Annotated in this window: 10 protein-coding genes; 6 read left to right on the forward strand and 4 right to left on the reverse strand. The window is 70.1% G+C overall.

Annotated elements, in window-relative coordinates; translation table 11 throughout:
- The first annotated feature begins 89 nt into the window (after positions 1–89).
- From J3S20_RS06410 to J3S20_RS06430, 5 genes are all read left to right on the forward strand, one after another.
- Complete coding sequence (locus J3S20_RS06410; RefSeq protein WP_216835586.1) at positions 90–1529, forward strand: NAD(P)-dependent oxidoreductase; 1440 nt, start codon at positions 90–92, stop codon at positions 1527–1529.
- 5 nt (positions 1530–1534) lie between these two features.
- A complete protein-coding gene (gltB, locus tag J3S20_RS06415; protein ID WP_216835588.1) occupies positions 1535–6058 on the forward strand; it encodes a glutamate synthase large subunit in 4524 nt (1507 codons plus the stop codon).
- Positions 6055–7170: an endo-1,4-beta-xylanase gene (locus J3S20_RS06420; RefSeq protein ID WP_216835590.1), complete on the forward strand. Its 1116-nt coding sequence runs from the start codon at positions 6055–6057 to the stop codon at positions 7168–7170. Before gltB ends, J3S20_RS06420 begins: the two co-directional genes overlap by 4 nt.
- Before the next feature lie 70 nt (positions 7171–7240).
- Positions 7241–7909: an FtsZ-binding protein FzlA gene (fzlA, locus tag J3S20_RS06425; RefSeq protein ID WP_216835592.1), complete on the forward strand. Its 669-nt coding sequence runs from the start codon at positions 7241–7243 to the stop codon at positions 7907–7909.
- A gap of 65 nt (positions 7910–7974) precedes the next feature.
- Positions 7975–8673, forward strand: a complete 699-nt coding sequence (locus J3S20_RS06430; protein WP_216835594.1) for a hypothetical protein — start codon at positions 7975–7977, stop codon at positions 8671–8673.
- Between the two features lie 6 nt (positions 8674–8679).
- Here J3S20_RS06430 and J3S20_RS06435 read toward each other — a convergent pair whose 3' ends face one another.
- Entirely contained in the window at positions 8680–9513 is an 834-nt protein-coding gene (locus J3S20_RS06435; RefSeq protein WP_216835596.1) for a tetratricopeptide repeat protein, read from the reverse strand.
- A gap of 64 nt (positions 9514–9577) precedes the next feature.
- Between J3S20_RS06435 and J3S20_RS06440 the strand changes: the two genes are divergently transcribed.
- Positions 9578–10426, forward strand: coding sequence for a Rossmann-fold NAD(P)-binding domain-containing protein (locus J3S20_RS06440; RefSeq protein ID WP_246602465.1), 849 nt, complete (start codon positions 9578–9580; stop codon positions 10424–10426).
- Between the two features lie 9 nt (positions 10427–10435).
- Here the strand turns inward: J3S20_RS06440 and J3S20_RS06445 are convergent, their stop codons facing one another.
- Genes J3S20_RS06445 through J3S20_RS06455 form a run of 3 tightly spaced genes read right to left on the reverse strand, consistent with a single transcriptional unit; the run spans position 10436 to position 12995 of the window.
- Positions 10436–11098 carry a glutathione S-transferase family protein gene (locus J3S20_RS06445; RefSeq protein ID WP_216835598.1) on the reverse strand — a complete coding sequence of 221 codons (663 nt, stop codon included), beginning with the start codon at positions 11096–11098 and terminating at the stop codon, positions 10436–10438.
- Positions 11095–11838, reverse strand: coding sequence for an alpha/beta hydrolase (locus J3S20_RS06450; RefSeq protein ID WP_216835600.1), 744 nt, complete (start codon positions 11836–11838; stop codon positions 11095–11097). The genes J3S20_RS06445 and J3S20_RS06450 overlap by 4 nt, the downstream gene beginning before the upstream one ends.
- Positions 11835–12995: a fumarylacetoacetate hydrolase family protein gene (locus J3S20_RS06455; RefSeq protein ID WP_216835602.1), complete on the reverse strand. Its 1161-nt coding sequence runs from the start codon at positions 12993–12995 to the stop codon at positions 11835–11837. Before J3S20_RS06455 ends, J3S20_RS06450 begins: the two co-directional genes overlap by 4 nt.
- Positions 12996–13014 lie beyond the last annotated feature (19 nt).

Raw genomic sequence — 13014 nt, forward strand, 5'->3', positions numbered from 1 at the left:
ACGGACTCGCATCCGTTGCGCGGCTGGTGTAGGAGGCAGTCCCCGCGCCGCCGCCGGATGGTCGTGCGCGAGTGAGGAGCCTCGCCGCCATGGCCGATCGGATGCTGCAATTCGTGCGCCTCGACCAGCACCAGCCGGACAAGCGCCCGGCCACGCTGCGTCGTGAGGATTTCGGCGAGATCTACCAGGAATTCGCGCCCGAGGCGGCGAAGGCGCAGTCCAGCCGCTGCAGCCAGTGCGGCGTGCCCTTCTGCCAGGTGCATTGCCCGCTCAACAACAACATCCCGGACTGGCTGAAGCTGACCGCGGAAGGGCGGCTGGAGGAGGCCTATGAGGTCTCCTCCGCCACCAACACCTTCCCCGAAATCTGCGGCCGCATCTGCCCGCAGGACCGCCTCTGCGAAGGCAACTGCGTCATCGAGAAGGATTTTGGCTCGGTCACCATCGGGTCGGTGGAGAAGTACATCACCGATACGGCCTGGGAGATGGGCTGGGTGAAGGCGCCGAAGCCGCGGCGGGAGCTGGCGCAGAGCGTCGGCATCATCGGCGCGGGCCCCGGCGGGCTGGCGGCGGCGGAGCGGCTGCGCATGCGCGGCTACCAGGTGCATGTCTATGACCGCTACGACCGCGTCGGCGGGCTGATGATCTACGGCATCCCCAACTTCAAGCTGGAGAAGGAGGTGGTGCTGCGCCGCTGGAAGCAGTTCGAGGAAGGCGGCATCCACTTCCACCTGAACGTCGCCGTGGGCCAGGACATCAGCCTGGAGGAGCTGCGCGTGAAGCACGACGCCGTGCTGATCGCGACCGGCGTCTACAAGGCGCGCGACATGAAGGCGCCCGGCATCGGCCTGCCCGGCATCGTCCCGGCGCTCGACTACCTCACCGCCTCCAACCGCGCCGGCCTCGGCGAGAATGTGCCCGGCATGGCCAGCGGCGCGATGAATGCCGCCGGCAAGCGCGTGGTGGTCATCGGCGGCGGCGATACCGCGATGGACTGCGTTCGCACCGCGGTGCGCCAGGGTGCGACCTCTGTCACCTGCCTCTATCGCCGCGACAAGGCGAATATGCCGGGCTCCATGCGCGAAGTGTACAACGCCGAGGAAGAGGGCGTGGTCTTCGAATGGCTCGGTGCGCCGGAAGCCTTCCTGGGTGAAGCCAGCGTCACCGCTGTGCGCGCGCAGCGCATGCATCTCGGCCTGCCGGATGCGACTGGGCGCCAGCAGGTGCAGCCGATTCCGGGCAGCAGCTTCGACCTGCCGGCGGACCTGGTCATCATGGCGCTCGGCTTCGACCCCGAGGACCTGCCCACCGCCTTCAACGAGCCGGGCCTGCCGGTGACGAAGTGGGGCACGCTGAAGGTGGACCACCGCACGATGATGACGGCGCTGCCGGGCGTCTTCGCCGCCGGCGATATCGTGCGCGGTGCGTCCCTGGTGGTCTGGGCGATCCGCGACGGGCGCGACGCGGCCGAGACCATGCACAGCTACATCGAGCAGAAGACCGCGGCGCTCGCCGTGGCGGCGGAGTGACGACCATGGCCGATTACGTCCAGGACTACCGCACCCAGCACGCGCTGCTTTCCTCCGAGGGCCAGATCGACCTGACCGAGCACGATGCCTGCGGCGTCGGCCTCGTCGCCTCGCTGGATGGCCAGGCGCATCGAAAGGTGGTGCAGGCCGGCATCGATGCGCTGAAGGCCGTGTGGCATCGCGGCGCGGTGGATGCGGATGGCAAGACCGGCGACGGCGCCGGCATCCATATCGAGATCCCGCAGGACTTCTTCGCGGAAGTGGTGGAGCGCGGCGGTGACCGGTTGCGGCCGGGCCGTATCGCGGTGGGCATGGTCTTCCTGCCGAAGACCGACCTAGGCGCGCAGGAACGCTGCCGCCAGATCGTCGAGACCGAGATCCTCGCCGCCGGCTACAGCATCTATTCCTGGCGCCAGGTGCCGATCGACGTCGCCTGCATCGGCGAGAAGGCCAATGCGACGCGGCCCGAGATCGAGCAGATCCTGATCTGGAATCCGCGCGGCGTGGACGAGGACACCTACGAGCGCGACATGTTCGTGATCCGCCGGCGGATCGAGAAGCAGGCCATCGCGGCGCAGATTCCGGAGCTGTACCTCTGCTCCCTGTCCTGCCGGTCCATCGTCTACAAGGGCATGTTCCTGGCCGAGAGCCTGACGGAATTCTACCCCGACCTGCTCGACGTGCGCTTCGTCAGCCGCTTCGCCATCTATCACCAGCGCTACTCGACCAACACCTTCCCGACCTGGCGCCTGGCGCAGCCCTTCCGCATGCTCGCGCATAACGGCGAGATCAACACCGTCCACGGCAATATCAACTGGATGAAGTCGCACGAGACGCGGCTGGCGCATCCGCTGCTCGATCCCTTCATGGACGACATCAAGCCGGTGGTGCAGGCCGGTGGCTCCGACACCGCGACGCTCGACAATGTCTTCGAGCTGCTGGTGCGCGGTGGCCGCAGCGCGCCGATGGCGAAGTCCATGCTGATCCCGGAAAGCCTGGGCAGCAACGCGACCATGCCGGACGCGCATCGCGAATTCTTCCTGTACTGCAATGCGGTGATGGAGCCCTGGGACGGCCCGGCGGCGATCGCGGCGACGGACGGCAAGTGGGTGATCGGCGGGCTCGACCGCAACGGCCTGCGCCCGATGCGCTACACCGTCACGCATGACGGCATCCTGGTCATCGGCTCCGAGACCGGCATGGTGAAGATCGCCGAGGACCGCATCCTGGCCAAGGGCCGCGTCGGCCCCGGCCAATGCGTCGGCGTGGAACTCGCCACCGGCCGCTTCTACGGCGATACGGAGCTGAAGGACCAGCTCAGCTCCAGCAAGCCCTTCGGCGACTGGACCAGCCGCACCACGCGCATCGACGGCATCGTCAAGGCCGGCGCGGATGAGCAGGCGGAGCTGACCGGGGAGGCGCTGCGCCGCCGCCAGCTTGCGGTCGGCTATACGCTGGAGGAGCTGGAGACGATCCTGCACCCGATGGTGGAGGATGCCAGCGAAGCGGTGGGCAGCATGGGCGACGACACGCCCATCGCCGTTCTGTCGTCCCAGTATCGCGGCCTGCACCACTATTTCCGCCAGAGCTTCAGCCAGGTCACCAACCCGCCGATCGACAGCCTGCGGGAGACGCGGGTGATGTCGCTGAAGACCCGCCTTGGCAATCTGGGCAATATCCTCGACGAGGATCCGACCCAGTGCGACATGCTGATGCTGGACAGCCCCGTGCTGTCCAACGCGGAATTCGCCGCCATGCGCGCCTATATGGGCGACACCGCCTGCGTCGTGGACTGCACCTTCCCGGTGGCGGAAGGCGAGGCCGGCCTGCGCCGGGGCATCGAGCGCATCCGGCGCGAGGCGGAGGAGGGCGTGCGCAGCGGCTGCGCGCATGTGATCCTGACGGATGAAGGGCAGGGGGCGGAGCGCGCCGCCATCCCGATGATCCTGGCCGTCGGCGGCGTGCATACGCATCTGGTGAAGAACTCGCTGCGCACCTTCACCAGCCTGAACCTGCGCTGCGCCGAATCCATCGATGTTCACTACATCGCCGTGCTGATCGGCGCCGGCGCCACCACGGTGAACGCCTATCTGGCGCAGGAGAGCATCGCGGACCGGCATCGCCGCGGACTGTTCGGCGAGCTGTCGCTGAAGGATTGCGTCGCGCGCTACAAGAAGGCGGTGGACAAGGGGCTGCTGAAGGTGATGTCCAAGATGGGCATTTCCGTCATCAGCAGCTACCGCGGCGGCATGAACTTCGAGGCGATCGGGCTGTCCCGTGCCCTGGTCGCGGAGTTCTTCCCGGGCGTCGCCTCCCGCATTTCCGGCATCGGCCTGTCCGGCATCGCGCGACGCGTGCTGGCGCTGCATGCCAAGGCCTGGGATGCGGATGCGGTGACGCTGCCGGTGGGCGGCCTGTATAAGCTGCGCAAGCGCGGCGAGAACCACGCCTTCGACGGGTCCTTGATCCACACGCTGCAGAAGGCGGTGGAGACGGACAGCTACCAGACCTTCAAGCGCTACTCCGAAGGTGTGCGCAAGCTGCCGCCGGTGGCGCTGCGCGACCTGCTGGATTTCCGCGGCGAGGGGCGCGTGCCCGTCTCGCTGGAGGAAGTCGAGAGCATCACCGAAATCCGCAAGCGCCTTGTCGCGCCCGGCATCTCCCTCGGCGCCTTGAGCCCGGAGGCGCATGAGACGCTTTCCATCGCCATGAACCGCATCGGCGCCCGTTCCGACAGCGGCGAGGGTGGCGAGGACCCCGCGCGCGCGCGGCCGCGCCGCAATGGCGACAATGCCAATTCCGCCATCAAGCAGATCGCCTCGGGCCGCTTCGGCGTCACCGCCGAATACCTGAACAACTGCAAGGAGATCGAGATCAAGGTCGCGCAGGGCGCCAAGCCCGGCGAGGGCGGGCAGCTGCCCGGCTTCAAGGTGACCGAGCTGATCGCCAAGCTGCGGCATTCCACGCCGGGCGTGATGCTGATCTCGCCCCCGCCGCACCACGACATCTATTCGATCGAGGATCTGGCGCAGCTCATCTACGACCTGAAGCAGATCAACCCCGAGGCCACCGTCTGCGTGAAGCTGGTGGCACGCTCCGGCATCGGCACTATCGCCGCCGGCGTTGCCAAGGCGAAGGCGGATGCGATCCTGGTCTCCGGTCATTCCGGCGGCACCGGCGCCTCGCCCGTTTCCTCCATCAAGCATGCCGGCCTGCCCTGGGAGATGGGGCTGTCCGAGACGCATCAGGTGCTGATGCTCAACCGGCTGCGGCATCGCGTGAAGCTGCGCACCGATGGCGGGCTGAAGACCGGGCGGGACGTGGTGATCGCCGCCATGCTCGGTGCCGAGGAATTCGGCATCGGCACGGCGTCCCTCGTCGCCATGGGCTGCATCATGGTCCGCCAGTGCCACAGCAACACCTGCCCCGTCGGCGTCTGCACCCAGGACGAGGCATTGAGGCAGAAGTTTGCGGGCACGCCCGAGAAGGTCATCAACCTGTTCAGCTTCGTGGCGGAGGAGGTGCGGGAAATCCTCGCCGGCCTCGGCTTCCGCAAGCTGACCGATGTGATCGGCCGCACCGACCTGCTGCGCCAGGTCAGCCGTGGCGCGGAGGATCTGGACGACCTCGACCTGAACCCGCTGCTGGTGAAGGCCGATTCCGGCGCGCATGCCGCCTATTGCACGCTGGAAGGCCGCAACGAGGTGCCGGAGACGCTGGATGCCGACATGATCCGCGACGCCGCGGCGCTGTTCGAGCGTGGCGAGAAGATGCAGCTGGCCTACAATATCCGGAACACGCATCGCGCCATCGGCACGAAGATCTCCTCCAAGATCGTGCGCAAGTTCGGGATGGAGGGGCTGCAGCGCGGCCATCTGACGGTGCGGCTGCGCGGCTCCGCCGGCCAGTCGCTCGGCGCCTTCGCGGTGCGCGGCCTGAAGCTGGAAGTCTTCGGCGATGCTAATGACTATGTCGGCAAGGGGCTTTCGGGCGGTACGATCGTGGTGCGGCCGGCGCCGTCCTCCGGCCTCGTCTGGCGGGACAATGCCATCGTCGGCAATACCTGCCTCTATGGCGCGACCGGCGGGGCGCTGTTCGCCGCGGGCCAGGCGGGCGAACGTTTCGCCGTGCGCAATTCCGGCGCGCTGGCGGTGGTCGAGGGCATGGGCGCCAATGGCTGCGAATACATGACGGGCGGCACGGTGGTCTGCCTCGGCGCGGTCGGCGACAACTTTGGCGCCGGCTTCACCGGCGGCATGGCCTTCCTCTACGACGCGGACGGCGCCTTCGAGCGGCGGGTGAATGCCGAGACGCTGCGCTGGCGCCGCATCGGCGCCTCCGCCCATTGGGACGAGGTGCTGCGCGAATATGTGGCGCGGCATGTGGAGGAGACGGGCAGCCCCTTCGCCGCCCGCCTGCTGAACGACTGGGCGCAGGAAAGGCTGAACTTCTGGCACGTCGTGCCGAAGGACTATGCCCGCTACCTGCCGCAGCCGATGGAGGAAGCGCTGGCCGTCGCCGCCGAGTGACCTTGGCGACGACCCGGCGCGCGCTGCTGGCGCTCGCACTGCCCGGCTGTGCCTCGGCGCAGCCGGTGGTGGCGCCTTCGGCCGGGGGCGCAACCGGCGCCGGCCTGCAGGCGCGGGCGGCGGTCAAGGGCCTGGCCTTCGGCGCGGCGCTCAGCACGCGGCAGATGGCGGAGCCCGATCTGCTGGCCGCCTTTCAGGCGGAATGCGGGTTGCTGGTTGCCGAATACGAGATGAAGTGGTCGCAGCTGGAGCCCACCGCCGGCAATCGCGACTATCGCCGCGCCGAACTACTCATGGCCTTCGCGCGCCGCCACCGCATGGCCGTGCGCGGCCACACGCTGGTCTGGCACGAAAGCGAGCCACGCTGGCTCAGCGACCTTTCCGCCCGCGGCACCGCCGCCGCCATGGCGCGCCATGTGGATGAGACGGTGCTGCGCTGGCGTGGCCAGGTCGCCACCTGGGATGTGGTGAACGAGGCGGTGGCGCCGGAGCACGGCCGGGGCGATTTCCTGCGCCGCACCTGGCTGCTGAACCGCATGGGGCCGGACTATATCCCGCAGGCTTTCCACATCGCCCGCGCGGCGGACCCTGCCGCGCGCCTCGCTTATAACGACTTCGGCATCGAGCATGCGACGCTCTGGTCGCGCCGCCGGCGGCTCGGCGTGCTCGGCCTGCTGCGCGCGCTGCGCCAGGCCGGCGCGCCGGTGCAGGTGCTGGGGGTGCAGGCGCATCTGCAGGCCGGCCAGCCCTTCGAAGCCGGCGAATGGCGCGCCTTCCTGGCGGAGGTCGTGGCGCTGGGCCTGACCGTCGAGGTGACGGAGCTGGATGTGAACTGCGCCGCCCTGCCGGCGGCCGCCGGCCCGCGCGATGCGGCGGCGGCGGATCTGGTGCGCCGCTTCCTGGACGCGACGCTGGCCGAGCCCGCGGTGCGCAGCGTGGTCACCTGGGGCCTGACCGACCGCCATTCCTGGATCCGCCGCGGCCTGCTGCCGGAACACCGCCGGCGCGACACGGCGCAGCCGCGCCCGCTGCCCTTCGATGATGGCATGCGCCGCAAGCCGATGTGGCAGGCCATCGCCGCCGCGCTGGATGCCGCACCCACCCGAAGTTGAGCCCATGCCCGCGGGTTGGCCCGCCGGGCGTCGCGTGCAATATTCGCGGCCGTCTCAAATATCGGCACGCATGCGGATCCTTTTTCACCTTCCCCTCTCCCCCTTCGCCCGCAAAGTCCGGCTCGCTTTGGCCGAGAAGCGCCTTCCCTTCGACCTCCGGGTCGAACGCGTCTGGGAGAGGCGGGAGGAGTTCATGGCGGTCAACCCGGCCGGCACCGTGCCCGTGCTGCAGGAAGCCAATGGGCTGTTCATCGCGGATTCCTATGCGATCTGCGAATATCTGGACGAGGCCTATCCGGACACGCCGCTGCTCGGCCGCACGCTGGGCGAGCGGGCGGAGGTGCGGCGGCTGGTCGCCTGGTTCGACCAGAAGTTCTACACCGAGGTCACCCGCAACCTGGTCTTCGAGAAGCAGATGAAGCGGGTGCTCGGCCGCGGCAATCCGGATGCCACCGCGATCCGCGCCGGCTATGCCAACCTGAAGCCGCATCTCGAATATATCGGCTGGCTGGCGGAGACGCGGGCCTGGCTGGCCGGGCCGCAGATGGGGCTGGCGGATCTTGCCGCCGCGGCGCAGCTCTCGGCGCTGGACTATATCGGTGATGTGGATTGGAGCATCTCGGATGCGGCGAAGGACTGGTATGCGCGGGTGAAGTCCCGCCCCAGCTTCCGCCCGCTGCTCGGCGACCGCGTGACCGGCGTGGTGCCGCCGCCGCATTACGACGACCTGGACTTCTAAGCGGTCATTTGCACGGTTTCCGGAACGGTCCGTATACTTGATCGGATCGAGCCCGGAGGCCCCCCATGCTGCGCCTGTGCCTTGTGCCCCTGCTGGCTTTGTGGATGGGGTGGGGCGCCGCAGCCGCGCAGGTGGTGGAGGGGTCCTATACCCTCGGCGGAAAGGTGGTGGCGCTGCCGCCGGGGCCCTGGCGGGTGATCTTCCAGGACGTCAAGCCGGGCCGAAGCCGGGAGCTGACAACCCCCACCACGCTGCACCGCACCGTCCTGCTGCAGGAGGTCGGCGGCCGCGCGGCCGGCGTGATCCTCGCGAGCGCGGCGACGGAAGTGGGTCAGGTCTGGACGCCGCATGGGGTCTGCACCCGCGCCGACACGCTGCGCCGGCACATCGAGGTGGCGGTCCAGGGTAATCTGGATTGTCGCGGGCTGTTGAACCAGGGCGCCGGCGCCGGCCCCACCACGCCTGATTGGGTCCGCAGCCTCTATACGCTGGGCGAGGATCGCCCTGGCTTCATCCCGCCGCGCTGGATCGTGGGGCAGGTGGTGCTCTCCGAGGGCATGCACCTGCTGCAGGTGGACTACCGCTTCGCCCCCGCCGCCTATGCCACCGGCACTGCGCGCAATGCCGGCAACTGGTCCGATGGCATGCGCAGCGCCGAACAGACGACCTTCCTCGACCGGGTGGATGCCTTCACCCTGGCCGCGCGCGCCGAGCTGCGGCGCGGCCTGTACGGCCGCAGCCCCGCCGCGCCGCTGGCCTTCTGAGGCGCTCTAGCGCCGCGCCGGTCCCGCTTCGTTCAGCGCCAGGTTCTGCGCGGCCAGGTCCGCCGTCGCGGAATTCGGCGCCATGGCGATGGCGCGTTCCCAATCCTCCCGCGCGCCGGCGGTATCGCCGCGCAGCTGGCGGATGATGCCGCGCTCCAGCAGCGCCTCCGGATTCTGCGGGTCGATCGCCAGGGCGCGGTCGATATCGCGGGCGGAAAGCTCCACCCGGTCCAGGTGGCGCTGGGCGGCGGCGCGGAAGACCAGCGCTTCCGCCCGCTCCGGGGCCAGCACCAAAGCACGGTCCAGGTCCTCGATCGCCTCCTGGTAGCGGGACAGGCTGCCGAGCGCCACGGCGCGGTCCACCAGCAAGTCCACATCCTCGGGCGAGAGGGTCAGCGCCAGGGTGGCGGCGCCATAGGCACGATTGGCCTCGCCGGCCATCAGCCAGGCCTGGGTGGCCTGGGCATAGACCGCGGCGCGGGCCGGGTTGCTGGCCTGGGACCGCGTGGCCAGCGTCTCCAGCCGCTGCGCGGCGGAGGCGGGCTCGCCCAGTGCCAGCAGCGCCAGCGCCTGGCAGTGCCGCGCGCCATCCCCGCCGCCGCGGGCGTCCCATTCCGCGGCGAAGACGCGGGCGGCTTCCGGGTCGCTGCGCAGCAGGGCGATGCAGCGCTCGTAATCCGGCCCGTCCGCCAGGCGCGGCGGCTCCGGCGGCGTCGGCAGGCTGTCCTCGGCGGTCTGCGCCGGGGTTGGGGTGACGGTGACCCAGGCGACCGCGCCCAGCGCCGTGATCGCGGCGGCGGCGAAGGCGCCGAGAAGGACGGTGCGGGTCTGGCGTCGCATGGCATCCGATCCTACCCATGGGCGGGACGCGGCGCCAGTTACGGCATCGGGAGGATGTATCGGGATGCGGATGGTTGTGGCGGGTCTGGGCTATTCCGGTTCGGCCATCGCGGCAGAGGCGGCGGAAGCTGGCTTCGCGGTGGCCGGCACCGCGCGCGAACCGCGGCCCGGCCAGGCGCCGCAGGGCGTGGCGCTGGTCCGATTCGCGGAAGCCGGCGCGGCGATCCGCCAGGCGACGCATCTGGTGGTGACCGCGGCGCCGGAGGAGGCCGGCTGCCCGGTGCTGGCCACCCATGCCGAGGCTATTGCCGCGGCGCCGGGCCTCCGCTGGCTGGGCTACCTTTCCACCACCGGCGTCTATGGGGATCGCGGCGGGGCCGAGGTGGATGAGGCGACGCCCCCCGCGCCCGGCCAGGCGCGATCCGTGCTGCGCCTGCGGGCCGAGGAGGCCTGGCGCGCGGTGGCGGCGGCGCGGGGCCTGGCGCTGGACCTGTTCCGGGTGGGCGGCATCTATGGCCCGGGCCGCAGCCCGCTGGACGATCTGCGCCGCGGCACGGCGCGGCGCGTGGTGAAGCCGGGCCATGCCTTCAGCCGCATCCACCGGGACGATATCGCGCTGGCCGTGGTCACGGCCGCGCGGCAGGGCGGGCAGGGCATCCGCGTGCTGCACCTGGTGGATGACGAGCCGGCACCGAATGAGGCGGTGATCGCCGAGGCCGCCCGGCTGCTCGGCCTGCCGCCACCGCCGGCGATTCCGTTCGAGGAGGCGGCGCGCGGCATGTCGGCCATGGCGCTGTCCTTCTGGGCGGAGAATCGCCGGGTGGCCAATGCGAAGACCAAGGCGGCGCTCGGCCTGGCCTGGCGCTGCCCGACCTATCGGGAGGGGCTGGCGCGGATCCTCGCGGCGGGCTGAGGCGCGGCCTCAGTCCCGGTCCGGCGCGCCCAGCGGGAAATAGTGGCGATAGGGACGGCCGCCCTCCACGGCCCGCGCGACGGAGGGATGCGCCAGCAGCCGGGCGCGATAGGCGCGGAGGACGGGGAAGCTCTCCGCGATCGGGTGCGTCCAATCCGCATAGAACAGCGCCGGCGCGGCGGCGCAGTCCGCCAGGGTGAAGGTCTCGCCGGCGGCCCAGCGGCGTCCCGCCAAAGTGCCTTCCAGCCAGGCATAGGCGCGGTCCAGCCGCGCGGCGGCGATGGCACGGCCCGCCTCGGGGTCCATCGGCAGCTTGCCGAGCTTCGCATCCACCGCGACCTGCATGGCATCCATCACATGCAGGTCGAAGAAGCGGTCGAGGAAGCGCACCTCCAGCGCCTGCATCGGATCCGCCGGCAGCAGCCGGTTCGCGCCGGGATGCGCCAGCTGCAGGTATTCGATGATGATGCTGGTCTCCGCCACCGGGCGGTCGCCATCCAGCAGCAGCGGGAATTTTCCCATCGGCCAGCGGCGCTGCCATTCCTCCCGATTCGCGGCGGGCTCCTGCGGATCCAGGTTGCGGAAGTCGAATTGGTTCCCGGTCTCCCACAGCGCGATGAGCACCTTCTGCGTATAGGAGGAGAAGGGGTGGCCGAAGAGCGTCAGGGTCATGCGGGCGGCTCCAGCAGGCTTTCGACGGTCTCGGTCAGCAGCCGCAGATCCTCCGGCCGTGACAGGCGGTGGTCGCCGTCCTTGATGAGGTGCAGGCGCACGTCGCCGCCGGTCAGTGCCTCGACCAGCCGCAGCGCGTGCTGCCAGGGCACGTCCGGGTCGGCCATGCCCTGCAGGATGCGGACGGGGCAGGGCAGGTCGAGCGGGGCGGAGAGCACGGACTGGTGGCGGCCGTCCTCGATGAGGGCGCGCGTCACCGGCGTCGGCTCGCCATACTGGCTGGGCAGGTGGATCACGCCGCGCTGCATCAGCTCCGCCCGCTGCGCTTCGGAGAAGGCCGGCCACATCAGCAGTTCGGAAAAGTCCGGCGCCGGCGCCAGGCCGATGAAGCCCGCCAGGCGGTCGCGCCGCTGGCGCGCCAGCAGCAGCCCGATCCAGCCGCCCATGGAGGAGCCGACCAGCAGCTGCGGCCCCGTCGTCAGCGCATCGAAGACGGCGAGCGCATCGGCTGCCCATTGGCCGATGGTGCCGTCCTCGAATCGCCCCGCCGATTCGCCATGGCCCGAATAGTCAAAGCGCAGGAAGGCGCGGCCCGTGGCGGCGCAATGGTCGCGCAGCGCCAGGGCCTTGGAGCCCTGCATGTCGCTGCGAAACCCCGGCAGGAAGACCAGGCCGGGGCCGCGCCCGTCCAGCCGCGCCCAGGCCAGGCGGCCATCCAGCCGGCCGGTTTCCTCCCTCATTGCGGAAAGCCGCGCTTTGCCAGATTGGCCATCAGCGCGCCGATGCCGAAGCGCCAGGGCGGGCAGGAATCCGTGCGGTCGACCTCATTCTCCAGCGCGCCGAGGCGCGGCGTCGCGATGCGCACCACGTCGCCGGCGTGATGCGTGAAGCCCATGCCCGCCGCGCCGCGATCCTTGGATGGCGAGAAGGGCGTGCCGAGGAACAGCACCGCGCCATCCGGATACTGGTGATGCGCGCCGATCATCTGGCCCACCACCTCCGTCGGGTCGCGGGAGATGACGCCGATGCGGCCGGTTTCCTCCAGCGCGAAGCCGTCGCGGCCGGTGATGGTCAAAGTGAGTTCGCCCTGGCGCACATCCTCCAGCGTGAAACCCTCGTCGAACAGGCGGATCAGCGGACCCAGCGCGCAGGCCGCGTTGTTGTCCTTGGCGCGGCCCAGCAGCAGCGCGCTGCGGCCCTCCACGTCGCGCAGGTTCACGTCATTGCCGAGCGTGGCCCCGAGGATCTTCCCCTGCGCCGAGACCACCATGACGGCTTCCGGCTCCGGGTTGGACCATTGACTGACCGGATGCACGCCGACCTTGGCGCCGGGGCCGACAGCGGACAGCACGGGGGCCTTGGTGAAGATCTCCGCATCCGGGCCGATGCCAACCTCCAGGTATTGGCTCCACCAGCCCTTCTCCACCAGCGCCGCCTTCACCCGCGCGGCTTCCGGGCTGCCGGGCACCAGGTTCGCCAGGTCGTCGCCGATCATGCCGCGCACCTCGGCGCGGATCGCCTCCGCCTGGCTGGCATCGCCGCGGCAGCGCTCCTCGATCACGCGTTCCAGCATGGATCGCACATAGGTGACGCCGGCGGCCTTGATGACCTGCAGGTCGATCGGCGCCAGCAGCCAGGGCTTTTGCGGATCCTGTGCCGCGTGATGCGCATTGGCCAACGCCGCCGGCAGGTCCAGCGCCATGGGGCGGCCGCGCGCGGCGATGGCGGCCAGCGGGTCCTCGGTATTGAACCAGGCGCTGGCGGTGCCGAAGGCGGGGGTCATGTCGAAGGCCTGGCCCTGCCGCAGCGCGACGACGCAGGGCCCTTCCGGCGTCATCAGGCGCAGCGCGAAGCTGCCGGTCTCGAGATCCTGCGGCAAGGCGGGGGGCTGGGTCATGGCGGGCTGGCTTTCCCTT

The sequence above is a fragment of the Falsiroseomonas tokyonensis genome (assembly GCF_019024325.1).
GTDB lineage: Bacteria > Pseudomonadota > Alphaproteobacteria > Acetobacterales > Acetobacteraceae > Falsiroseomonas > Falsiroseomonas tokyonensis.